General features: G+C 55.6%; 17 protein-coding genes. 10 read left to right on the forward strand and 7 right to left on the reverse strand.

What is annotated here, in order from left to right; all coding sequences use genetic code 11:
- Window positions 1-2: 2 nt before the first annotated feature.
- Entirely contained in the window at window positions 3-995 is a 993-nt protein-coding gene (locus Pla52o_RS07045; protein ID WP_146593885.1) for an anti-sigma factor family protein, read from the reverse strand.
- Window positions 995-1,513, reverse strand: coding sequence for a sigma-70 family RNA polymerase sigma factor (locus tag Pla52o_RS07050; protein ID WP_146593886.1), 519 nt, complete (start codon window positions 1,511-1,513; stop codon window positions 995-997). The genes Pla52o_RS07045 and Pla52o_RS07050 overlap by 1 nt, the downstream gene beginning before the upstream one ends.
- A 20-nt stretch (window positions 1,514-1,533) precedes the next feature.
- On the opposite strand from Pla52o_RS07050, the gene Pla52o_RS26710 reads away from it, so the two are divergent.
- The 8 genes from Pla52o_RS26710 to Pla52o_RS07085 all read left to right on the forward strand — a co-directional run bounded on the left by Pla52o_RS26710 (window position 1,534) and on the right by Pla52o_RS07085 (window position 11,973).
- Window positions 1,534-1,680, forward strand: coding sequence for a hypothetical protein (locus Pla52o_RS26710; RefSeq protein WP_197169062.1), 147 nt, complete (start codon window positions 1,534-1,536; stop codon window positions 1,678-1,680).
- A gap of 689 nt (window positions 1,681-2,369) precedes the next feature.
- Window positions 2,370-2,861, forward strand: a complete 492-nt coding sequence (locus Pla52o_RS07055; protein WP_146593887.1) for a hypothetical protein — start codon at window positions 2,370-2,372, stop codon at window positions 2,859-2,861.
- 643 nt (window positions 2,862-3,504) lie between these two features.
- The gene (locus tag Pla52o_RS07060) at window positions 3,505-4,581 is read left to right on the forward strand and encodes a glycoside hydrolase family 130 protein (RefSeq protein ID WP_146593888.1); all 1,077 of its coding nucleotides are present in this window, start codon (window positions 3,505-3,507) and stop codon (window positions 4,579-4,581) included.
- Entirely contained in the window at window positions 4,578-6,845 is a 2,268-nt protein-coding gene (locus tag Pla52o_RS07065; protein ID WP_146593889.1) for a glycosyltransferase family 4 protein, read from the forward strand. The genes Pla52o_RS07060 and Pla52o_RS07065 overlap by 4 nt, the downstream gene beginning before the upstream one ends.
- An 11-nt stretch (window positions 6,846-6,856) precedes the next feature.
- Window positions 6,857-8,302 carry a glycoside hydrolase family 130 protein gene (locus Pla52o_RS07070; protein ID WP_146593890.1) on the forward strand — a complete coding sequence of 482 codons (1,446 nt, stop codon included), beginning with the start codon at window positions 6,857-6,859 and terminating at the stop codon, window positions 8,300-8,302.
- Between the two features lie 104 nt (window positions 8,303-8,406).
- Entirely contained in the window at window positions 8,407-10,023 is a 1,617-nt protein-coding gene (locus Pla52o_RS07075; protein ID WP_146593891.1) for an alpha-amylase family glycosyl hydrolase, read from the forward strand.
- A 113-nt stretch (window positions 10,024-10,136) separates the two neighbouring features.
- Window positions 10,137-11,147: a glycosyltransferase family 4 protein gene (locus Pla52o_RS07080; RefSeq protein ID WP_146593892.1), complete on the forward strand. Its 1,011-nt coding sequence runs from the start codon at window positions 10,137-10,139 to the stop codon at window positions 11,145-11,147.
- A 268-nt stretch (window positions 11,148-11,415) separates the two neighbouring features.
- On the forward strand, window positions 11,416-11,973 hold the full coding sequence (locus tag Pla52o_RS07085; RefSeq protein WP_146593893.1) for a hypothetical protein: 558 nt from the start codon (window positions 11,416-11,418) through the stop codon (window positions 11,971-11,973).
- Between the two features lie 263 nt (window positions 11,974-12,236).
- Here Pla52o_RS07085 and Pla52o_RS07090 read toward each other — a convergent pair whose 3' ends face one another.
- Window positions 12,237-13,472, reverse strand: coding sequence for an NAD(P)/FAD-dependent oxidoreductase (locus Pla52o_RS07090; RefSeq protein ID WP_146593894.1), 1,236 nt, complete (start codon window positions 13,470-13,472; stop codon window positions 12,237-12,239).
- Between the two features lie 46 nt (window positions 13,473-13,518).
- A complete protein-coding gene (locus Pla52o_RS07095; protein WP_146593895.1) occupies window positions 13,519-14,013 on the reverse strand; it encodes a MarR family winged helix-turn-helix transcriptional regulator in 495 nt (164 codons plus the stop codon).
- A 429-nt stretch (window positions 14,014-14,442) separates the two neighbouring features.
- Here Pla52o_RS07095 and Pla52o_RS07100 point away from each other — a divergent pair, with 429 nt between their 5' ends.
- On the forward strand, window positions 14,443-15,804 hold the full coding sequence (locus tag Pla52o_RS07100) for a twin-arginine translocation signal domain-containing protein (protein ID WP_146593896.1): 1,362 nt from the start codon (window positions 14,443-14,445) through the stop codon (window positions 15,802-15,804).
- Between the two features lie 270 nt (window positions 15,805-16,074).
- Here the strand turns inward: Pla52o_RS07100 and Pla52o_RS07105 are convergent, their stop codons facing one another.
- Complete coding sequence (locus tag Pla52o_RS07105; protein WP_261343340.1) at window positions 16,075-17,211, reverse strand: PP2C family protein-serine/threonine phosphatase; 1,137 nt, start codon at window positions 17,209-17,211, stop codon at window positions 16,075-16,077.
- A gap of 488 nt (window positions 17,212-17,699) precedes the next feature.
- Between Pla52o_RS07105 and Pla52o_RS07110 the strand changes: the two genes are divergently transcribed.
- Window positions 17,700-18,800: a dihydrodipicolinate synthase family protein gene (locus Pla52o_RS07110; RefSeq protein WP_197169063.1), complete on the forward strand. Its 1,101-nt coding sequence runs from the start codon at window positions 17,700-17,702 to the stop codon at window positions 18,798-18,800.
- 771 nt (window positions 18,801-19,571) lie between these two features.
- On the opposite strand, the gene Pla52o_RS07115 is transcribed toward Pla52o_RS07110, so the two are convergent.
- Complete coding sequence (locus Pla52o_RS07115) at window positions 19,572-20,852, reverse strand: DUF1501 domain-containing protein (RefSeq protein WP_146593899.1); 1,281 nt, start codon at window positions 20,850-20,852, stop codon at window positions 19,572-19,574.
- A 117-nt stretch (window positions 20,853-20,969) separates the two neighbouring features.
- A complete protein-coding gene (locus Pla52o_RS07120) occupies window positions 20,970-24,812 on the reverse strand; it encodes a DUF1553 domain-containing protein (protein ID WP_146593900.1) in 3,843 nt (1,280 codons plus the stop codon).
- Between the last annotated feature and the right edge of the window lie 558 nt (window positions 24,813-25,370).

Raw genomic sequence — 25,370 nt, forward strand, 5'->3', positions numbered from 1 at the left:
CTTTACTCGTATTCCACGGCTCGCTCGGGTCCGTGATGGGGGGAATGGTCGAAATGGTTGTCCGGGAGGCTTCGCTCTTCGATCGCGGTCATCGTCAATGTGATTCTCTGGGGGCCGTAAGCCATTTCTTCAAAACGCATCTCACTAATCTTGCCACTTGATTCGGCGTAACGGATTTTCACTCGCGCCGCCCCACGGAAACCGGGTTTCTTGACGGCCACCATCCGGCGATACGTTTCACTGTCTCGTGTGGCAGCTGGCTCGGAGTCCGTCTGTGGTAACACCTGCAAGTCATAAGCGGTGCGTAACGCTTCAAGTCCGTCGTGCAGATTGTTGATTGGCAATCCGTCTTCGTGACCAGGGAGATCTCTAGCGAACCGATTCAGGTCATCGCTATAACGAACCGGCCCATCGGGTCGTACGGCCCAGCTTGTCACTGCGTTACAGCCCGTAATGAAGAACTCTCCTTGCGCGGTCTTGCGTTTGAGCACGAACTGGTTCGATCCGCGAACGTCAAGCACCGCGCCGTCTAGCGAAGGTTTGGGAGGACGACGACGCTCCGGTGAGTTGGGATCTTGATGTTTTGGTGGGACCACAGCGTCACGAACGGAAATCAAGAACGTGCGATCCATGAGTAGATCGTTTGCCTCGATGATACGATTCAATTCAATCATGGCGGCCGAAGCCGAAGGAGCATCCACGGTTTGCCATAACAGCGAAACGGCGAGCAGAACGGCACAGGCGGTCGACGCTACGGCAAACGACCGGCGTCTCCATCCGCTTGCTAGCGGTTTGTTGGGCAATACAACGTACGTCGCGTCAGTTTCGGAAGCGACCAATTCACTACGCAGACGATCATGCAGCATCATGTGCGAAGCAAACACTCTCGCGTGCTTTGCATCGGACTTGATCCATTGGTTCAACTGAGCTTGCTGGTCACTTGAAAGTGAATCGTCGAGGTATCCGTGGATCAGCTTTTGATAATCATCGCTCATTAAACGCTTGCCTCCATCGACTTGCGTTCGATGCACCCTCGGAGTTGATCCCGAAGTCGCTGCAGTGCTTTCGCGACTGAATTTGGTGTCATATCCGTTTGGGAGGCAATTGCGGCTGGTTTCATGTCGTCTCGGTACCGCAGGCCAATCAATGTTTTCGCGCGGCCGTCCAGAGAGCCCAGGCAGTCCTGGAGGAAATCGAGTGCGTGCGAACGTTCTTGAGCTTCTTCATGAAATGCGATGGCAAGGCAGGCGACCGCGTCATCATCAAACACCAGCGGATCTCGCCCTCGGCGTCGCAGATACAGCCCTACTTGCCGGCGGGCGATTCCGATCGCCCAGGGGATGAAGGGGGAACTTGAATCGTAGGAATGATAGGATTCGACGACCGCGACAGCGACGTTCTGCAGCACATCGTCACGATCGCGGAAATCACGGACCACCGAGGCAATGAACGCCGAGACGGCCGGCTGGGCCAAAGTCCATTGTCGGGTCGCCTGTCGGGTTGTCTCGTCCACAAATGGCTCCACTGAAAAAAATGCCTCACGTACTTACTTATCCGAGCAACCTCTTTTATGACCAACTATTTCGTGATTTTCGAGAAATGGGGCCGTTCGATGCCATCATGACCACGCCAAATGAAGTCACCAGCCAAGTTGCCGTCGATGCGATCGCACCGGAATGAAGCCCATTTGCGAGCATTCCAGCGAGGAAAACAATCAAGCCAGAGAGTCCGCACAAGGCGGTGCTCAACGAGATCGACGGCCGCAATTGCGTCTTGGTACTGTTAGCGCGCAGTCCCAATCACGCTGCGGTCGCCACCCTCGGCGATTTGATCGACAATGCCCGGAATTTTTGACCTTTGAAGCCAGAACGGCGAAGTTTGCAATTCAATAAAGGCTCTGAGAAGCCGCTCCGTTTATAGCACAATTCGGCATCACTTCAGCGGTTGCGTGCAAGAAACGCCGATGCCTAGCGCGACTCCGCCGTTCATCTCAACGCGTGATGGCATAAGCTCGAGTTCAATTAAGGCCACGTTGTTCGTTTTCCGTTCATCTTCGAGGAAGTGGTTTGGTTTCGTGTCGTTCCCTGTCGCGAAAGCGTGGCCGCCGCTCGTGGGGTTTCGAAGGTCATCCCAAACTCCGCATGCCGGAGCACGAGAACAATCCCCTGATGCCGGGTGGCGACAGCGACTCCCCAGGAACAACGACGCACTTCATTTCCGGTTGCGATTGCGTCAATTCGGAATCGTGGTAGCATGCTACGTTGGCCTGCGCGAAACGAGCATCCATTCGCCGTTGCAAGTTCCCACCGTCTATGCGGCCGGAGCCTTGCTTTTCGCAACCCGCCGTTTGCTCTCGCCGAGACATCTCTTTGGCAGACAAACCGCAGCAGGTCTCTCGTTCGTCCAAGGAGACGATCATGGTGGATGGTTTTACCAAGACACCGCGTTATGTTTTGAAGGATGGTTCTCACCCAACTTGTCCGTCGATTCTTCAGACGCCGTCGGACTCTCAAATCTCGGTCATCTTTGGGTTTTCAGATAAGCCGGAATACGACCTTTTTCTATCGACCAGTTCACTGGCCTTGATGCCCTATCCATTGGTCAAAACTTTCTTGGTGAATCAATCCGAACACGGCGTTGGCTCGCTAAAATTGATCGTGCTTGATGCGGCTTCCGCGCAGCAACGGATTCTTCATGCAGCGACATTTCAGTCCGTTCTGGAGTCGTTTCAACTTGGTTCGGATTTCGTGGCGATCTCGCACCAATTGGTTCGCGAAGGATCTTCGTCAACGTATCACGTTCACGCATATGATGTTGCTACGTCTGAATTGAGCGGACGCGTCGGAGGAATTCTTCGCTAGGTAGCGCGTTGTCGTACGCTGCATTGCGTTTGCGCGACGATTCTGCGGAGACACCAACGCATCACCACGTGAATTCCATCTCGGCACCGAGTTTTGGCAACTGAATTCGCAATGTCGGTTGAATCGACACTTGTAAGGAACGGAAGGGAACGCATGCCCGAGCCGACGCTTTTCAATGGGCTCGCCAAAGGATTCGGGGCGCGTGGATTACGAATCTCGGAGAAGAATTGGATCAACGAATCCCCAAAATGCAGGTTCAAGATGAGGAGAGGATGTTCGCGTCGAGTGCAAACGAATGGCAGAGGCATTTGAAAAGCAAGCAAAACATTGCCCTCCTTCAACTCGGTCACCGTGGACGCATCATCGCTCTCGCTGGCACACGAATTGCCCACGATTGGCGATCGTCTGATGGGGCAACGCCTAATGGGGCAACGACGAGTGAGATTGCTGCTGTGGCAAAGTTAAACGTCTCCAGCGAATTAGCGAGCACTCGACACACACTGAACTCGGCGATTCACCCTTTGGGAAAGTCGGTTATACAAGATTGGCAACCACACCTCCGCAAGCGCCTATCGCCTGCTCACCGTCCGTTGCTTCAAACCGAACGGGAACCACCGTTATCACCGCTGCTTGGGACTCGCCCATGATCACTCGACTATCTGACTCACTCATACTAAGTCCTTGCGACATCCGGCCGTCCCAGTGCGATTGGGAAGTGATCGGTGTTTTCAATCCTGCAGTGGCGATATTGGGCGACGATCTGGTCATGCTAGCGAGAGTCGCCGAACGCCCGACTGAGAAGCGTCTCGGATGGACAGCGCTTCCTCGATGGTCAGATACGGGCGAGACGGCCGTCGATTGGGTTCGCGATAAAGACCTGCACAAAACCGATGCTCGTGTGGTCGCGATCAATGACAGCGGCGATCTCCGACTGACGTCGGTGTCCCACTTTCAGCTCTTTCGCAAATCGATCCTAGGCAGTGACGCGTGGCAATGCGTTGATGCGCTGTTGCCCGAAGGTTGCTTAGAAGAATACGGAATTGAAGACCCTCGAATGACGAAGATCGAGGATACCTACTGGATCACCTATGTCGCGGTATCCCGTTCGGGCGCCGCGACCGCGTTGATATCAACCACGGACTTCGCGACGTACCAGCGTCACGGAATCATCTTTGCCTGCGAAAACAAGGACGTCGTGCTATTTCCCGACCGCATCACTGGGACCTACGTGGCGCTGCATCGCCCCAATCCGAACCAGCACTTTAGCCCGCCACAAATTTGGCTCGCTCGCTCACCCGACCTTCTTCATTGGGGCCACCATGAACCGATCCTGCGTGGAGTTGATTCCTGGGAAGGCGATCGCGTGGGCAGCGGAACGCCGCCGATCTTGATTGACGAAGGCTGGTTGACGCTCTACCACGGCAGTGAATCATCGTCGATCGCGGGCACGGTGGGGCACTATGCCGTTGGCGCAGTGTTGCTCGATCGCGACGATCCCAGTCGTGTGATCGGTCGCTCACGCGAGCCGATCATGCGGTCAATGACTGATTATGAAATAAACGGTTTTGTACCCAATGTCGTTTTCCCGACCGCTATGTTGGATGTCGAAGATGAATGGCGCGTGTTCTACGGAGCTGCCGACACCTCGGTCGCCATGACTCGGTTTTCAAAGCGAGCCGTTTTGGATTCGCTTGTTCTACAAGACTGCACTAAACAATGACCACACCCGAGCTGTTGAAAATCGCGTTCGTGGGTAACTATCTGCCACGCAAATGCGGCATCGCAACCTTCACTCACGATTTACGGTCGGCAATCGCCAAAGCGTCCGCTGCCGATTGCATCGTCGTCCCCATGAACGACATTGTCGGCGGATACGAGTACGAGAACGAAGTTCAGTTTCAAGTCGTCGAACAGGAACTCGACGACTACCGGGCTGCTGCCGACTTTCTTAATTTTAGTAACGTCGATATCGTCTGTTTGCAGCACGAATTCGGGATCTACGGCGGACCGTGTGGCAGTCATGTTTTGGCGTTGTTACACGACCTACGGATGCCTGTGGTGACAACGCTACACACCGTGCTGTCAGAGCCAAGTCAGACGCAGCGTGCCGTGATGACGCAGTTGATCCGGCTCTCCACGCGATTGGTTGTCATGACCGAGCGATGCCGACAAACGCTCATCAATACCTACTCGATTGATCGTGCAAAGGTAGACTTGATCGCCCACGGCATCCCTACGGTACCGGACACCGACCAGAAGGTTTTGAAGGAACAATTCAACGTCGAAGACAAGGCGGTGGCACTCACTTTCGGATTGCTTTCACCGGGGAAGGGAATTGAGTACGTGCTGCAAGCGATCCCGGAAATTGTGGCCCAGTTCCCCGACTTCATCTATCTGGTCCTTGGCGCGACACACCCGAGTTTGATTCGCGAGCAAGGAGAACGGTATCGAATCGGTTTGGAACGGATGGCGAAAGAGCTTGGTATCACGAAGCACGTGAGCTTTTACAACCGATTCGTTGAGCTCGAAGAGCTTACTGAGTTCATCGGGGCCGCTGATCTTTACATCACACCCTACTTGAATGTTCAACAAGCCGTTTCGGGCACATTGGCGTACGCATTTGGGTGCGGCCAAGCCGTCATTTCGACGCCGTATTGGCATGCCGAATCGCTGCTCTCCGACGGCCGCGGTGTGTTAGTTCCGTTCGCGGATTCGTCTGCGATTGCTCGCGAGGTGATAGGGCTGCTCGCCGATGACGAACGGCGATTGGCGATGCGAGCACAGGCTCACAAGCTGGGCCGAAGCATGACGTGGGATCATGTTTCTCAGTCGTATCTTGCCTCGTTCCGTCTGGCTCAAGAGGAACGCAGTACCCAACGAAAGCCATTGGCGGTTCGCACGCTCGACGAGCAACCGTTGGCGCTGCCCAAGCTGCAACTCGACCATTTGGAACATCTGAGTGATTCAACCGGGATCGTGCAGCACGCGATCTATACGATTCCCGATCATGCGCACGGCTACTGCACCGATGACAACGCCCGGGCTTTGATTCTAACCGTGTTGCTCGAGGAACTCGGCAACGATTCGCCGGTCGTCCATTCGCTCGCTTCTCGTTATGCCGCATTCCTGAACATTGCGTTCAACCGAGACACGGGGCGGTTCCGTAATTTTATGAGCTTTGATCGACGTTGGTTGGAAGAGGACGGCTCGGACGATTCGCAAGGCCGCGCGTTATGGGCATTGGGAACGTGCGTTGGCCGATCTCGCCGCGGCGGTCTATCTACCTGGGCTCGCGAATTGTTTCAAATCGCATTACCCGCCTGTGAGCTGACGACGTCCCCGCGAACATGGGCACTGGGAATCTTGGGGATTCAAGAATACCTGAGGCGTTACAGCGGCGAACGTGCTGCCGCGACGATGAGCCAGCGACTCGCCGACCGTCTGTGTGAGATGTACGAAGCCGTTTCCACAAAGGATTGGCCGTGGTTTGAAAACATTGCGTCTTACAATAACGCAAAGTTATCCCATTCCTTGATTGCTCATGGTCGTGGCGCTGACGATCCACGGTCTGCGGAGATCGGCTTGATCTCTCTGCGGTGGCTTTGTGAGCAACAGCGTTCTCCGCAAGGCCGTTTCCGGCCGATCGGTTCCAACGGCTTTAGTCGCGAGGGTGGCGTGGCGGCCGTCTTTGACCAACAAGCGATCGAAGCGCACGCGATGGTTTCAGCGTCGATCGAAGCCTATGCTGCCACCAAAGATCCATTTTGGAACGAGCAAGCTCACTTCGCATTCGATTGGTTTCTGGGACGCAACGATCTTGGTCAACCGATCTACGACGCGTCCACCGGCGGATGCTTTGATGGCTTAATGGAGCACCAAGTCAACCAGAACCAAGGTGCCGAATCCACGCTCGCGTTCTTACTGTCGCTGGTCGAAATGCGCGGCTTAAGCGCAACGATGCGAATCATCTCTACTCCCACCTAGACGAATTGCACGTGCACATTAAACGAACCGGAATCGTTCTCTCGCCCAATAAACAACGCGTCGTGTTGCGACCGTTCCAGCCGCCCGGCGACGACCGCGTGCTGCGTGTGATCGCTCGCGTGTGCACGTTGTCCGAACACGAAGTCGACACGTTGCTTGCAAAGGTGCTCGAGGAATTCCATGGACGGCATCAAAAACCCAAGGCGTTTTTTGAGCGGCGATTCCGCGATCTTCGCCATCACCTCCTGACCGATACGCCTCTGACCGAAAATCGACGCCTGCTACTGGGCGCCTACTTCACCCAAGAATACGCCTTGGAATCGGCCGCCTTGTTCAATCCCTCGCTGGTGTGGCATCCCGACCAGACGAATTTGCCGCCGGGTTCGCGGCGGTTCGCGATGAGTTTGCGAGCGGTTGGCGAAGGACACATTTCGTCCATCGTGTTTCGCAGCGGTACGATTAGCCGCGACGTGCAAATCACCGTTGATGAACCCGTGCGATTCGTTACGACGCCACGCTTTGTCCCAGATTCCAGTTACGAGAACGATCTCTTCCGTCGCAAACTAATCGAGTTGGGCCTAGGAACTCCCTTCACCTACGAAGTGTTGTCGGAGTTGCCCACCGAATTTACGCTCGATCAACTTGAAACACAGCTGAAGTCATCGCTTCGCGAGCACCGCTCACATCACGACGAACTCGCCCCCTTGGTCGAGCAAGTCGTCATGTTGGCGAAATCAAATTACGAGATCCAGTACACCCCCGATCATGATCTCTCGGAGCGTCTGGTGTTTCCCTTCAGTCCGACGGAATCCAATGGGATCGAAGATGCCCGATTTGTGCACTTTCAGCACGATGACGGCAGCAGCCGGTACTACGCGACCTACAGCGCTTACGACGGTCGGATGGTTTTGCCACAACTATTGGAAACCAAAGACTTTCTGCGATTCAAAATGCACACCCTCAATGGTCCCGCGGTTTCCAACAAAGGAATGGCGTTGTTTCCAAGGAAGATCAATGGCCATTACGCAATGCTGGGGCGACAAGACGGCGAGCATTTGCACTTGATGTATTCGGACATGCTCTATTTTTGGCACACCAGCGAATTGATCATCAAGCCCACCAATCCCTGGGAATACGTGCAAATGGGCAATTGCGGATCGCCGATCGAAACGGACGCTGGTTGGCTCGTACTGACGCATGGCGTCGGCGCTATGCGCAAGTATTGCATTGGCGCGGTGCTGCTGGACCTGGAGGATCCGTCCAAAATTCTCGCACGATTACATGAGCCGCTAATTACTTCCAACGAAGTCGAACGCGAAGGCTATGTTCCCAATGTCGTCTATAGCTGCGGCGCGATCGTGTACGAAAACCATCTCGTTATCCCCTACGCCATGTCGGACTACGCCACGACGTTTGGCACGATCGAACTCAACAAACTGATGTCGTTAATGTCATAATGGGGGCGGTTCCTGCCAGCCATCGTTGATAATGCGTTAGAGGCGACCGGCTCAGATTGCCCCTACCTCTACTTGGCCATTCCAATGAACGGAGATCGATCGACATGGATTGCCAAAGCCAAAAGTCGCCTCCCTGGTGGGAAACGGGAGTAATCTATCAGATCTATCCCCGATCGTTTCAGGATAGTGATGGGGACGGGGTGGGGGACCTTGCCGGGATCGAGTCGCGGCTGGATTATCTCGTCGATCTTGGGGTTGATGCGATTTGGCTCTCCCCCATTTTCCCTTCACCCATGGCTGATTTCGGATACGACGTTGCGGATTATTGCGACATCGATCCGATGTTCGGAGATCTCGCCGGGTTCGACCGGCTGCTTGAGGCGGTTCACACGCGGGGGCTAAAGCTGTTGCTCGATTTCGTTCCCAATCATACCTCCGACCAACATCCATGGTTCATCGAAAGCCGGGCATCGCGAGAGAATCCAAAACGCGATTGGTATATTTGGCGTGATCCAGCGCCCGGCGGAGGCCCACCCAACAATTGGATCAGCGACTTTGGGGGCTCGTCTTGGGAGTGGGACGCAATGACCGGCCAATACTACCTTCACGCTTTCCTCAAAGAACAACCCGACCTCAATTGGCGTCATCCCGAGCTGCGTGAAGCGATGATGGGGGTGCTACGATTCTGGTTCGACCGCGGAGTGGACGGATTCCGAATGGACGTGCTCTGGCACATCATCAAGGACGCGGCCCTCCGCGATAATCCGATCAACCCAGACTGGACGCCCAACCGCACTCAGCGAGACCGTTTGATTCAGCTTCATTCAACCGACCAACCCGCCGCCCACGAAATTGCGGCTGAGTTTCGTGCGTTGGCAGATCATTATGGCGACCGCGTTCTGATCGGCGAGATCAGTTTGCCCAACGATCGTCTCGCCCGTTGGTACGGCACCCCGGACCGGCCTCAGGTGCATGTGCCGGTCAACTTCCACCTCATTGAACACGCCTGGAACGCCGAGTCGCTCCGACACATGATTGCGGACTACGAAGCCTCGCTTCCCGCATTCGGATGGCCCAATTGGGTCGTTGGCAGCCACGATGCTAAGCGGATCGCCGCCCGCGTTGGCGAAGCACAAGCCCGAGTCGCAGCGATGCTTTTGTTGACCCTGCGTGGCACGCCGACGATGTACCAGGGCGACGAAATCGGCATCGGTGAGGTGCCCATTCCTCGCGATCGAGTGCGAGACCCACAAGATCTGCGGCAACCGGACATCGGGATTGGTCGTGATCGCTCACGCACACCGATGCCATGGGATGACTCGGACTATGCGGGATTCAGCAAGGTCGATCCGTGGCTTCCGCTCAACGAGGATTGGCCCATTCGGAATGTTACGACTCAGCACCAGGACTGCAACTCACTTCTGTCTCTCTACCGAACTCTGCTATCGCTACGCCGAAGACACGCCGCGCTGTCGATTGGTGCTCTCGTGTTGGTCGATTCCGCAGAAGACGTGCTTGCCTTCGAGCGACATCATGACGACGAACGACTGCGGATCGCGTTAAATCTTGGCAACCACGCCCGCCCGCTACCACGATTCGCGTCGCTGCCAACCGACGCTCACCCCGCTGAAGTTCTTTGCTCGACGTTAGGGGAACCCCACTCTGCGTTTCGCCCTTGGGACGGCGTGCTTGCGCCAAACGAAGGTCTCATTATGCGATGAAGCGTGGCATCGATTTCCAGCCAGTCAATGCCGAGCCGGCGGATTGGGAGCCGATCTCAGATACCAACCTGCTGTTTTTTCCCAAAAACACAACCGAAAGACGAAACACTCTGATGCGTATAGCGATGCTGGCTCCGATCGCGTGGCGAACACCTCCCCGAGCCTACGGCCCTTGGGAACTCGTCACCAGCATGTTGACCGAGGCACTCGTCAAGCGTGGCGTCGATGTGACGCTGTTCGCGACACTTGATAGCGAGACGACGGGAACACTCGATGGCGTGGTCCCGGCGCCGTATGGAGACGATGCATCGATCGACGCAAAGGTCTGGGAGTTCCGTCATCTGGCCCACCTGTTTGAACAAGCCGACCGGTTCGATCTGATCCACAACCAAGCGGACTTTCCCGCCCACGCATTCGCTAGACTGATTGACACCCCGATGGTCACAACGATTCATGGTTTCTCGTCCGACCGTATCTTGCCGATGTATCGGGAGTACCAAAACGAGGTCCACTACGTCGCCATCAGCGATGCCGATCGCCAACCCAACCTGCGTTATGCCGCGACCATTCATCACGGCATCCCATTGGATGATTTTCCGTTCAATCCAAACGCCAACGATGATCTGCTCTTCTTCGGGCGAATCCATCCCGACAAAGGCGCTGCGGAGGCGATCGCAGTCGCCCGCGGCAGCGGGCGACACTTGCACATCTATGGCATCGTACAGGACAACGCGTACTATCAAACGCAAGTCGTGCCAGCCGATGACGGTGTGTACGCCACTTATCACGGGGTGGTCGGAGGCACGAACCGGCTAAATGCACTGGGCAATGCACGTGCACTTTTACACCTGATCAATTTTGACGAACCTTTTGGGCTTTCGGTGATCGAGGCGATGGCTTGTGGGACTCCCGTTATCGCCTCGCGACGTGGATCGATGCCTGAGCTGATCGATCATGGCGTCACCGGTTTTCTGGTCAACAGCGTTGAAGAAGCAAGCCAGGCGATCGAGCGTATCGACGAGATCGATCGTAGCCGCGTTCGCCAGGCCGTAGCGGAACGATTCACAATCGATCGGATGGCCGATGAGTATCTGGCCCTCTATCATCGCATCCTTGGTGATTGAAATTGGCTGTGCTAGGTGTCGGTTTCCACGGCAATCTTCGCTGTACCAGGCACGTGAACTCGCTTTGCAGCAAAAAACTTGATGTAAAAATCAACGTTGGCCGGCCGAAATCGGTTGGTTGAATTGGTTGCGCCGTCTATCCTTGATCCCCTGCGAGCTCGGTGTCGTCCGCCCTGAGAGTCGCTCGATTGGAAGGGCGACGGGAACGCATCAACGCCTCAACTTCTATTTCCGACCATTTCGATCTAAGGAGCGTTCATTGATACGTATGTCTGGTTGCCTGATGATGCTTGGCATGATTTCGGGATCCCTGCTCGCTGCGGATTGGGATCCCAATGACGATACCTTTGACCCGAGCATCCAATCGGTTGTCGTTGGAGACGCAAGCTGGATAGGCGATCCATCTCCGTTCGTCCATTTGGGGCTACCGCGAACCGGCTACACCTATGTCAACGCGACTCATTGGGACGGTTTTGATCCTTCGGTCCAACTCTCTTTGATGGTTCCGCTCAAGGCTGGTGAAACAACCCCGCAGGCTGGCGGAATGTTGATGATGAACAAGGTCCAGACAATCGAACTGATCAAACTCTTCGAGACGGGGTTGAGAGCCGATTCAAAGCAAGAGCCCATCCAAATCAAAACGGCGATGAAGGACGTGAATTGGTCAATGGCGATTGCAACTGACGAAGGGCAGCGATTTATTCAATTGCAGAACAAGACCAACGACAAAGTCGACACCTATCGCTTCTCGATCAACGCATCCAAAAAGCTGCTTGGAGCCATTCGACACTCGCTCCAAAAGCTGGAGTCGACCACCGGTAAGTAGCGTTCCACGGAACGGGCTAAATGGAACGACGTGAGTACGATGTGCCAGGCTGATACACTCCGGTTCTGCACAAAATGGACGGATGCCCCCTATTTCAAATCGACGCCGACGACGAAACCGATGAGCGGGTGCGAGGTCCACTTTGTTAAGTTTGCTCAAGCATCGACGATCGATACTTCACCTCGGCCGAGATGTCCGGTTACCGCGATGGCGGCGGATAACATCGTCAAACCGCGGCAAACGCAAACCGGCGTGATCGTTGCCTACACCGATGCAGAGCGACTCGTTTTCATGGAGTCAATATCCTCAAAGACCTGATCGAGTTCGTGTTTGAACAGATCGCCGATCAGCAGATCGGTAACGTTCCCTCTGTGATTGGGGAACCGGCGAATGAACTCACCGAAGTTGAACCCATCGTAGTATTCGCACACCAATCGTCGCATTCGGTTCATCCCTTCGACGTATCCGGGCTCCCACTTGCCTAATTGGGTTCGAGACGTGTCTCCGATTTGCAAGCCCTCAATAATGGCGTCGGCGGCAAGTTCACCTGATTTCAACGCCAGCAGCACCCCCGACGAGTACAGCGGGTCAAGGAAGCCGAACGCATCACCGACCAACACCCAACCATCACCCGCCGCTTGGCTAGCACGATAGGTGTAATCCTTCGTCGCCTTGACTGGGGCAATTTGTTCCCCGATTGAGACTCGCTCTTTTACGGCTGGACAATTTTCCATCTCATCAAAATAGGTAGCTTCGTGATTCGTTCGCCCGTTGAATAAATACTCGAAATCGGCGACCACGCCGACGCTTACAATATTGTCGTGCATCGGGATGTACCAGAACCATCCTTGCTTATCGCGCAAGCTGAGAACAACGGTCGCACCTTCATCTTTCCCTTGATCTCGATAGGCTCCTTTGAAATACGTCCAAAGTGCTCCTTTGTTTAGTGAGGGATCGGGCACCTTCAGCTTGAATTTGTTGACCAGCATTGAACTCTGGCCACTCGCATCGACGACGACACTGGCCCGGATCTCTTTCGGATTTCCGGCCTCATCTTTCACCCGCACTCCCACTGCACGATCCCCCTCGAAAATCACATCCAGGACTCGCACTCCCTCGTGAACATCGACACCGTGTTCCTCGGCGTTCTTCAACATCATCACATCGAATTCGCTCCGTTGAATCTGCCAAGTTTGTGAGCACTCGTGCGGCTTATTGTCGTGGAAGTAAAATGGAGCGGAATGTTTGCCCGATGGACTTACAAACTGGACGCTGAACTTTTTGACGAAATGGCTCGACTTCATCTTCTCAAGCATCCCCAACCGCTTCAACACCCAGTACGTTTCGGGAATGAGTGACTCGCCAATATGGTAGCGGGGGAAATGTTCACGCTCCAACAGGGTGACGCGATAGCCTTGTTGGGCAATCAACGTCGAGACAGTGGCCCCGGCGGGTCCGCCACCGATCACGACAACATGGGGAGATGGTTGATCTGCCATTTTGCGAGTTCCTAAGGATGCAGTGGAGCGTAACGCGTCGACGAATTCATTCATCGACGAAAGAAAGATTGTCTGAATTCTCGTGCGGTTGACGAGCTTGTTTAAGCAATGCCACTAACTGACTTAACGCTTTCTTGTTCATGTGTCCAAGCTGCTGTTGGTGACATTCCTGAACCGATGCGTGAATGTCGTCGAGCAGTTTTATGCCTCCCGCAGTGATGCGTACGGCAACCACCCGCCGATTTTCGGGTCGCCGTTCCCGACGAAGCAGGCCTTGCTTCTCTAAGCGATCGAGCAGCCGAGTCATATCGGGGGCGCGAGAGATTAGCCGACCGCCCAACATCAACGTTGGCATCGAATCGGGGTGAACGGATCGCAACAATCGCAGGGTGTTGTACTGCTGGGCAGACAAACCGACTTGCCCAAAGACATCCTCCTCCAACGACTTGAGACGGTCGTAGGTCTGCCACAAGTTCAGGTAAGCCTCTTGTTGCAGGGAATCAAAGCGTGGTTTGGATTTTACCGCAGTCGATTTGCTCATCCCCCCTTGATACACGTCGCAACAACTGTCGTCAAGACAACGGTTGTGTGAACGAGCTGTTTCGCGTGGTTTTAGCCGCAGAGCGTTTCCGTGCCCAGCGGATTCCCCGTCGATCAGCCCATCCGAGGTGGCTCGGATAACAGCAATTTCTGGCCTTTAGTTTCGACCGCAAAACCGGGTCCTGCTGCTCGAGCACATGCGGCCGCAATCGCTGCACGGAGCGTTAACAACTCGTGCCGACTCTTGGGATTGCGATTTAAAATTGATTGACCATCATTTCCAGGTTCGCTCGCCCCTCACGCATTTCGTTGCCTGCCGACACATTCGCCGCAAGCGCTGTGATAAAATCCCGTCGTTGCAAGAGGCTGCGTACTCCCCACCCCGTATCGTCCTAGCTGAATCTCTCGCAAAGACTGGAGCCCTGTCCCCATGTTGAACCAACCCTCCCGCCGTGACTTCCTGAAGACTTGCGGCACCGCAGCGGCGGCGGCGACCACGGTCGTTACCTCATCGGCTTTCTCTGGCAACGGCAATGATCCCTCGCCACAGAAACGTTGGTTCAAAGGTAACCTGCATATGCATAATCAGTGGTCCGATGGCAAGCCGCTTGCGCCTTGGGCCATTGATTGGTACAAGACTCACGGCTACGACTTTATCTGTCCAACGGATCATAATATCTTCCAGTCAGACGAACTGCGTTTCCATGGCTTTGGGTTTAACAACGAGCCCGCGGACTTGGCTGCTTTCAAGGACGAGACTTCCTTATGGAAAGTCATCTCGCCGGTCGAGGGTTGGCCAAAGTTGACGCAGCGATACGTCGATGAAACGATCGAGAGGTTTGGCAAGGATGCGGCTCGCACGATCACCGTTGGCGACCATACCTACGTTCGAATGACGACGTTTGCAGAGCTGGAGAAACAGTTCGTCGAGGCGGGCAAGTTTTTGATGATACCGGGATATGAACAAACCGGCGGCTGCAATAACGGTCAACAAGTTCACATGAATTTTATTAACGTCCGCGAGGTCTTTCCTTACATTGCAGCAGAGACACCGAAAGAGATTTTTGAACGAACGTTCATCAAGGGGACGGAGGTCTACCGCGGGCAAGACTATTTATTCATCGCGGATCATCCTTTGTGGCGATACTATGATTTTTCGCCAAAGGATTTGATCGCGCAACCGCGGATACGGTTGTTCGAATTGAACAACAACAGCATTGATGGCCGCTATGATGCACATCCGGAGGGCTGGAAACCCGAGAAACTTTGGGATGTTGTCAATGCGCATCGAGCGGCTCACGACCAACCGCTGTTGCTGGGCATAGGCTCGGATGACCGCCACGACTACACCTCGGACGCCAAAGCTTGGAGCGTCGTCCGGGCGGAGAGCCTTGCTGTCACGGATCTACTCGCAGCCATTCGTGAAGGAGATTTCTACGCATCCAACGGACTTGATTTTGAACAGATCCAGTTCGACGGCAAGACACTTTCGGTCAAAATCAATGTCCAAGAGGAAGCTCAATATCGGATCGAGTTCATCGGAACGAAGAAGGATTATGACCGGTCGAGCCAAGTCGTTACCGTCGAGAAAGGGGCTCGCAATCCCGCGAGAAAAATCGACGTTTTTTCAGACTCGATTGGCATTGTCTTGGATGCGGTGGAGGGGACCGAAGGCTCGTATACGTTGAAACCCGAAGATTTGTATGTGCGGGCAAAAATCGTCAAAGTCGGCAGCGAACAACACGCGGACTGGCAATCCCACCCTGCAGCCTGGACCCAGCCTTACCGGTAAGCCTCTTCGGTGTGGCTTGAGCATGATCATGGGAACCAACCTTTCCGCCGTGGCTTCGCTATCGTTCAATGCCGAGCCATGCCACAGCAGGTGCACGTCGAAATCCCAGCCCTTTATCGAGCGATAGACGCCATACTCACCTGAGCGTGAGCATCGGCGGTTGCAGGTGATAAGCTGATTCGATCGAAATCGAGGAAGCTAGCACCGCCGCGATTCGGATCTCGCGGTTCGTTAACCACGGGAAAGTCAAACGGATCGCATTTGCGATCACTAGTCACCGATTTCGATTCCCAACATCGAAATGTCGTCGTCGGATTTGCCGTCCGACGTGGAGTTGAGGACGGAGCGTAGACTCCGATCGATACTCGATTGCAACGATCTGCTGCGTGTTGCCGTTAGCTCTTGCATAAGACGAACGCTTCCAAATGGCTGGCCGGTCGTTCCCAACTGTTCGATCGCTCCATCGCTGTAGACAAAGATCCGATCACCTTTGCGGAGTTGAATGATCTCCAATTCATACTCAGGACTTGCGACGATTCCCACGGGGAACCCAGGCAACTGAAATTCGCTTGTGTCGTTTCCACGCAACAGGATGGGTGAAGGATGTCCGGCTGATGAAAAGCTAAGCGTGAGTGCTTGGCGATCCAACACCCCGTAACAACAAGTAAAGAACTGCTGAGAGTCTCCATCGAGTTGAAAATTGTCATTCAGGTGCTCAAGCATCTCCACTGGATGGGACTTCAATTCCAACGAAGATCGGGATAGCCAGCGACTAAGCGTGGTCGAAAGCAGTGCGGCCTGAACCCCATGCCCGCTCACATCGAGCACATAAAATGCAATCCGATTTGCATCGATTTGAAAAACATCGAGGATATCGCCCGCTAACTCGTCACAGGGCAAGTAGGCCCAGCGAATCGCGGCACCGGAGAGAGACTCCGCTTGTGTCGGCAGAAGTGCATGTTGAACTCTAGCCGCAGCGTGCAAGTCGCGTTGCATCTTGTCATTTGCATTGCGAAGGCTTTCGTTCAGGTCAAGGAGGTGACGTTCGGCCAGTCGTCTGCGCGTGACATCGGATTGAATCCCGATAAAATGCGTTGTTTGCCCAACATCGTTGCGCACCGGCGTGATCGAGAGACGGTTCCAAAACGTGGTGCCGTCTTTTCGATAATTAAGCAGCTCAACTTCGCAGTAACGCTCTTCCGCGATCGCATCTCGAATCTCCTTGACCGCGGCGGGATCCGTATCAGGGCCTTGGAGAAAGCGGCAATTGGAGCCCAAGGTCTCCTCAATGCTAAAACCTGTCAGCCGAGCAAAACCGTCATTGACGTAAATCAACGGACGGTCTGGCGCCATGGCGTCGGCGATCGTGATACCCTCCGCTGCTGACGCGAGAGCTCGCTCCTTCAGTCGTAATTGATCAACGGGTGCTCCGTTGCCAGTGCTGCGTGGAGTGGTGACTTTTCTTCTCCATTGGACGGCGACGCGATCAGGTGGTGAATACCATCGTTGAGTGCCTAGTTCATTGTAGCCGTTTCATTTCAAGATCGCCGCAATTGGTCATTTCTTGCCCGATACCCGGCTCCTTGAGGGGTGAGCTGCACTTCGAACGGGGGTAATTTCTCGTTGTTGCCCCCGAAGGATTGATCCAATTTGTGCAGGCGTCGAATCGCCAAAGCTCCAATGCGTTGGGTCTTGGTTGTCGTAACCGTAGTGGTCTCCGACACATGAGCTCCGTCCGCCGACGGTAGCGATGCCCGCCACGCTTCGACACGCCACCGTTCGACCACGCTTCTTGCGTTATTATTGATTTCGAAGAGCATTCTCTGGCTTCTGACGCCGCGACCCGCTACGGTAACATGCAAAATTGCGTCTGAACTCCCAGGAGCAGCATGACAATGAATCAACCGATTTCGCGACGGACCGTCATTAGAAGCACACTGGCCGGAGGGGCGAGCGTGGTTGTCGGAGCGGTTCTGCCAGGCAGGCCTCTGAACGCAGTGCAGAACGAGGCAACCGCAAAAGCCGATCCCAAGGTCCGCGGGCCGTTTCCGATTCTGTCCACTCCGTTTACGGAGTCCGGCGAAGTCGATCACGACGTATTGGCAACGCAAGCGAGGTTCGTTGCTTGGGGTGGTTGCCCCGGAATGATTTGGCCTCAATCGGGAGATAGCATCGATCTGTTGACGATGGACGAGAAGATGAAAGGGATGGAGGTGTTGGCCAAAACGGCTCGCAGCCTGCCCACCTCGCTGTGCCTAGGAGTCCAGGGGAATGATACGCAAGAGATGCTCGCGTTCGCCGAACACGCTGAAAAGTTGGAACCGGAGGCCATTATCTCTCGGCCGCCCGATTCTGGAAAGTCAGAAGAAGATCTGCGGCAATATTGGAGAGCCCTCGCCGCGGTGGCCAAACGGCCGGTCATTCTCCAAACCACCGGCGGCGTTGCCTACAAAGGGCCTATTCCTTCACCGGAGCTGATGATTGAACTGGCAAAAGAGTTTCCGCATTTTGGGTATATCAAGGAGGAGGCCGGCGACGTATTGAAGCGAATGCGTACTTCGATTGCCGCCATGCCTCCGGTCCGCCGTGTGTTTAGCGCGCGCGGTGGATTTCATTGGCTCAAAGAATCTCAGCTTGGATCTGAAGGTGTGATCACGGAACGCGCCGCATACGCGGACGTGCTTACCCGTATCTGGGAATTGCAACAAAGTGGTGAAGCCCCCGAAACGCTGCAAGACGTGTTCAACAAGTTCATTCAAATGGTCAAAGTAAAGCCAGGCAGTCTGCGAGGCGCCAACTTGTACATTTGGAAGAAGCGAGGCGTCTTCAAAAACTTGGTATCTCGCGACTACGGAGCTGGAAAATCGATTCCTGCCTCGCCAATCGTATCCGAACTTAAACTCAGCAACGAACAAATTGCTGAAGCAGAGAAACGTTTTGAGGCCCTGCATCCTTACCTCAAAGAGGCGACGCCTAACCTGGCAACGTCATCGTAGCTACCTTCGCCAGAAGGTGGACGCAACTTCCTAGTAGCTACCTTCGCCAGAAGGTGGACGCGCAGCGTTTCCCACGCTCTGGCGAGCGTAGCTACGAAAAAATGGGAGGCTATCCGGAAACGGCATCTGGTCGACGCCGCCGGATTGAATCTATCGAACGCTTCCTATCGGCTCGGTCCCACACTCCAGTTCGATGCCACGACGGAAACCTTTGTGGATAGCCCCGAGACGAACCAACTACTGGGCTGAACTTACAGCCCCGGTTTTGAATTGCCATCCATTAATCGGTAGCGGAACCGCCGAGGCCATCCTGATTCGGAACGGAAGCGAGCTAGACACGTTCATCGTAGCTACCTTCGCCAGAAGGTGGATTCGGTCGGGTCTCCACGCTCTGGCGAGCGTAGCTACGAAAAAATGGGAGGCTATCCGGAAACGGCATTTGGTCGACGGCGCCGGGTTGAATTTATCGAACGCTTCCTATCGGCTCGGTCCCACACTCCAGTTCGATGCCACGACGGAAACCTTTGTGGATAGCCCCGAGACGAACCAACTACTGGGCTGAACTTACAGCCCCGGTTTTGAATTGCCATCCATTAATCGGTAGCGGAACCGCCGAGGCCATCCTGATTCGGAACGGAAGCGAGCTAGACACGTTCATCGTAGCTACCTTCGCCAGAAGGTGGATTCGGGCGATTCTCCACGCTCTGGCGAGCGTAGCTACGAAAAAAGGGAGGCTATCCGGCTAGAATTGGACGCTACGAGTGAGTTTGTCTACCCAAACAGCGCCGCGATCGGTTTTCCCTGGTCCGTGATCGGAATCGGGCGTGAGCCGTCGAACAGTTCGTGGGCCGGATTGATCCCAAGAGCTGCGTGGATCGTGGCGTGGAAGTCAGGCACCGAAATGGGCTTCTCAACGATCTTCTTACTGGCTTCGTCGGTCACGCCGTAGGCACCTTGATGGTTCAGTCCGCCGCCCGCGAGCACTAGACTGAAGCAACTGCCCTGGTGTCCGCGTCCACCGCGAGCGTCGTACGCGGCGGGACGACCGAACTCGGTGCCGATCGCAACGAGCGTCTTGTCGAGGATGCCCTGTTGTTCCAGGTCGGTGATCAATGCTGACAACGCAGTATCGAGTTCGTTGATCAGAAGGTGTTGGTTCTGCTGGCCTTCGTTGTGGGTGTCCCAGCCGGTGCCGTTGATGAAGTTTAGGTTATGGGACACTTCGACGAATCGCACTCCAGCCTGCACGAGGCGGCGGGCCAGCAGGCAGCGTTGACCGAACTCGCCACCATAAGCATTTCGCAAATCATCGGGCTCATCCTGCAGGCGAAAGTGCCGCATGAAGTCAGGTCCAGCCAACCGCAGCGCTTCGGCCTGCGCAGTGCGGTATTGCGAAATAACGGAGTCGTCAGGAACTCGCTCAGAAAGTGGCTGCAGCAGTTGACGACGCCGCTCAACTCGCCGTGGCGTCACGTCTTGCGGCCGGGAGAAACCGGCGGGGCCGCTATCGGTATCGACGAGGTAGACGTAACCAGCCTTGGCGCCTAAAAAACCCGGGCCGCGGCTGACGTTGGGATAGCCGATCAGCATGTAGGCCGGGACATCCGGGCTCACGGCACCACGCACGTGGCCGATAATCGAACCGATCGAAGGATAGGTGACGCTGCCGCTGATGAGACGGCCGGTGTGAACGAAGTTGGTGCCGAAGGCGTGTTCGTCGACGAGGCGATGATTCACCGTTCGGATGGCGGTCAATCGGTCGGCGAGCTTTGCGGTGCGGTGCAGATGTTCGCAGAACTGTACTCCCGGTACAGCGGTGTCGATCGTGTCGTACTCCGAACCGGCGAGCTTCGGCGACGCTTTGGAATTGCCACGCGGTTTGGGATCAAACGTGTCGATCTGGGACATCCCGCCGCCCAGCCAGATGAAGACAACGTGTTCAGCGGTGCCTTTGGGAACGTGCATCGCGGCCGGTGATGCAACTCCCAAACCGTTGACGAGAGCGGCTCCAGCGAGTGCGCCGGTTTGACGAAGGAAGTGTCGGCGTTCCATAAGAGTGATCCTGGTCGAGTCGAGTCGTAGCGAAAGTCATGTCGACTTTTGGCTGCTTTCGTTGTCAGAAAATTGCGTCGTTCGCTGGAACTCTTGGCGAGTTTCGCTACAAACCTTCTACGGTGTAAAAATCCATTCGGGCGCATTCAGGACGGCCCACAGCACGTCTTCCATACGGAGACGCCAATCGTTTTTCAACGCATTGGTCGGCAGATCACCGCGACGAGCGTCGGCTTCCTTTTGCACCGCCAACGTATTGGCCGGGCCATCCACGTGGTTCGACCAGCTCACATAGCGAACCGGCTCGCGTTTGCCCGATGTCGGTCGGATTCGTTTCGGCTCGGGGATCACGCGTGTGTCGTAGCCCTCGGACAGGAAACGGACGTAACGTTCTTTCTCTGCAGCGGACGGCTTCCGTGTGAGTAGCCGGAGGAATACACGATCGACGAGTTCGTCAACGGATTGTTCCTCCAGTGCGAGCTGTGTGATACCGTGTCGGTCACTGAGCCGCGTCAGCCAAACACTCATGACACCGTTAGCGAAAATCGCTGGCTGCAGAATGTTTGACTCGTTGTCACGAAGACTTTGCGGATCCTGTCGCGCACCGCGCCAACCGAACGTCTTCAACACGCTCGTGACGGCCGTCATCCGGGGCAGCGACAAACTGGGACGATCGCGTTCGTTTGAGCTCGAGGCGAGCATCCAACACCGCCGTGCTTTCCCCAAAGTGATGGTGCTCGACACGGCACGTACGCTGTCGATGTCCAGGCTGACCTCCTCCAAATCGAAGGGAGTACCAGTCGCGTGGAAAACGGAATCGACAATCTGCTCGGCCGTCAATCGCCGAGGCGCTGGTGAGACAAACAACGGACTGGTTTCGGTAAGCGTCGGATCGGTCGCACGTTGATACGCATGCGAATTCAAAATCGTTCGGCTGACCGCTTTCAGATCATAACCGGAAGCGACCAATTGATGCCCAAGCCAACGCAGCAGTTCCGGATGCGAGGGACGTTCTTTTTCCCAATCAGACACACTGACAACAAGGCCCCGTCCCATCAATCGCTGCCAAACGCGATTCACCATGACTTGCGCAAAACGTTCGTTTTGCGGAGCGGTGATGAGTGCGGCGAGTCGGTCTCGTGAATTTTGTGGATGTTCAGCCAACGTATCGGCGACCGATTCATCGCAATAACGCTCAAACGGCCAAGCCGGCTCCACTTCTGTTCCCGGTTCGAGGGTGACTTGGATCAGAGGCTTGCGGCCCGCCTGACTCAGCGGCCCCATGGGCACGCTGCTGGAAGCCGGCAGCTTGATCGGCTGCTGTTTCAACAACGCCGCGAGCTGTAGTAAATCCTGCTGCAGCGATACATGCGTGGGGGAGTCGTGACAACGGGCGCATTTCATTTCGACGCCGAGAAATGCGGAGCTGACAATAATCCCCTTAGCCGCCATCGGCAGGTCGTTCTGCGTCGCGGTGCCGAAACCGGCGGGTCCGCCATATCGCTCGCTGCCTTCCATGCGAATCAATTCCGTCGCGAATAGGTCCGCGGGCTTGTTATCAAGCAGCGACTCGTACAACCACCAGCGAAAGGGGCCGGTGTTGTTCAGCGTCGGGTTGATCATGTTCGGGTTCTCAGCCAGAACGTCCAACCAGTATCCCATCCAGTGATCGGCCCAGCGGGGATCGTCTAACAATCGATCGATCACTTGGGCGCGACGCGTTTCCGCTTTGTCATTGCCGAAGGCGGCGATCTCGGACTCGGTGGGCGGCACGCCGACGGTGTCGAGGGTCACACGCCGGAGAAATCGGAGGTCCTCGGCAAGCGGATTCGGCTGGAAATGATCGACGTCGAACTGCGGCCACACGGCACCACCTTTAATCCAACGTTTCAGCAAGGCGATTTCCTCGTCCGTCAACGGATCACCACCCGGCGGCATGACGGTGCCTTCGTCCGCCGATGTGATTCGTTCAATCAACGCACTCTCGTCGATGCTACCGGGAACGACGGCGGGCCCCTCGCTTTCGCCGCCCGCCAACACCGACATGTGATCGTCAAGACGCAAGTTTCCCTGAGCCTTGCCGCCTTGATGACAGTCGTAGCAACGCGACTCTAGTAGGGGGCGAATCTGTTTGAAATAGTCGACATCATCCATGCCGCTTTGGACCGCGTCCTGTTTAACTTCAACGATCCGGGCATTAATGAAATGATCGATCGCATTCTGAGCAGGGTAACCATGGGTCGGCTCAGGCACAGGAACGCTGTCGGTGTCCACCAACCAATCGGCAGCGGCGGTGCGGCGTTTTCCCCAGTAGTCCTGATGGGCAGCTCGACGTTCTGCACGGGCCGCGGCATTGGTCTTGGCGAGCGATTCGCGTCGCTCGGATTCGTATGCCTGCCAACCTTCGTCTGTGTAACGCACCTCACGCGTCCCGGCAGACATCAGCGACCATGCTTCGCTGCCTTCCAGAGATACCGCCACGACGGTCTCGCCGAGTTCGGGGCGGAACGTACTGCCACCGGTGATGCCGCCGACCATCGTTTCCAGGATGACTAAATGATCACCGCCGGGGCTTTCGAATTCACACCAAGCATCCCGATTGCCGGGAGGCGCAAAACGGAAGTCGGGACCGAGATCGAGATAATCGTCCTGCTTGGAAAGCAGTTCATAGCCACCGGGATCGTGCGGCCGGGGCGGGGTTTCGAGCAACTTCTTGGCGTCGATATAAAGCCGACACCTACCACGGCCACGCACCAACAAACGGTGTTTACCCGCTGGTAATTTGACGACCGCCGAAGCACGCAAATGCAACGGATTGGCCCGATCACCTCGGACTCCGGTGGCGACGTACTTGTGTGGAAGCTCAAAGAGTCCGAAGACTTCTTCGTAATAAGTCTCGGTGACCTGCGGTTCAGGCGGCCAGTGGTTGGCTTGGGGAACGCCGTCTTCGCTGATCTGCACCAACACCTTGCCTCGCGGAACCATCTCGCGTGTGACGGGGGGCGGCGGCGGAACAAAACGGTACCGTCCTGCGATCTCCGTGGGATCAAAGCTCTCGCTATAGATCGCCAAGTTGTCCAACGAGCCTTGAAACGAAGAACCTTCGCCGCGGGTAAAGCCAGTGCCGATGACGAGGTCGTCGGCGTCCTGCACAGGTGGCAGATCCGTTGCGCCGCTCTCATCCCATTTGCCCGTGACCGATTTTCCGTCGACCCAGGCTCGCAGGCTGTCGCTGTTCCCGAACGTGAACTCCAGTGCCACATGATGCCACCCTGTCGTTGGCACGGTTGTCTGGCTCCACCAACGATGCCAGGCACGCTTCTTCGTTTCGGGATGCTCGCTAGTAAACAGCAATCCGAATTTGGCGCCGTCGCTCGTGCCCTGGAACCGGATCGAATAATTTTGGTTGTTGTCCGCGAAATCGTCGCCATGTTTTGGATGCCGGCCCTTACCCAGCACATAGGCGGTTTGTCGCGCACGGAGGGTTCTGAATTTCACCCAAGTCTCAAACGCGAACGTGTCGCCGTGGCCGAACCGAACATTGGTGTCACCGCCACGCTCGTGATCTTTGATCAGGAGCGCGCCCTCGTGCCCGGTGAACGACATGGCCGTATTGCTGCTTGCGAATCCGGGATACTTAGGCTTTCGTGGCCCCTCGACAGGTTTGCCGGGTTTTCCCAGCCACGTCCCAGTCTGTGGTTCGCCATCGAACCGCCACTCAACCACTGGTTCGACTGCGAAGGACTGGACGGCTGTAGCCAAAATAAATAGGGCGAGAGCCGAGACGACTTTTGGACCGACTCGAAGCGGATTGAAAACGGACTCGCGATGTTTGAGGTTGTCACGCGGGGAAAGATTAAACTCCTCGACGTCCGTTTGACTGAGTCCTTCGTCGATGGACGCCGAGAGAAGTGCTTCAAAGCGGCGTCCAGCTTTCGGATCTGGCGAGCTATTTGTCATTGCTAATTTGTGAAGAATACCGAAAACGGACGATTGAGCGGACGCTAGATTTCGTAACGTAGCGAAGTCCCTCGAGCGAGACTGGAACTGCAACAGTCTACCGCGCAAGCACACCTGCGGGGACGTACGACTACACGAATGCCCCGTTCTGTGATCGTTCGCTCAACGATTCCTTCCGATATGGACACGCTACCGTGTTTTTGCCGAGAAAGCGAATTCCGCAGATCCCATTCCAATGAACGCTGCGTTTCGCCCTGTGCGTCACTCTCACCGTCGATGTTGGTCTCACTCTCGGTGGCGGCTCTCGGTAGCGGCTCATGAAGCACCACGACGCAGGTAGAGACCCTTTCCGAATATCCTAAACACGGACATGGACGGCGACATTGATGATATCGGGGCCCTCGTCATACTGCGGGGGGTGCAGGAACGGCGTCTCAAGAGCGATCAACCTTGGGTGTGGCTTCCGCTCGCAGGCGGTTGGAAAGGGCCTCGGCGTGCAGCTATACTCTGCTGATCCGGGCCGTCTGTATCAGCGTGAAAGAAATAAAAAATTCTCTT

Origin of the sequence: Novipirellula galeiformis (assembly GCF_007860095.1) — a bacterium.
In the GTDB taxonomy this organism is placed as follows: Bacteria; Planctomycetota; Planctomycetia; order Pirellulales; family Pirellulaceae; genus Novipirellula; species Novipirellula galeiformis.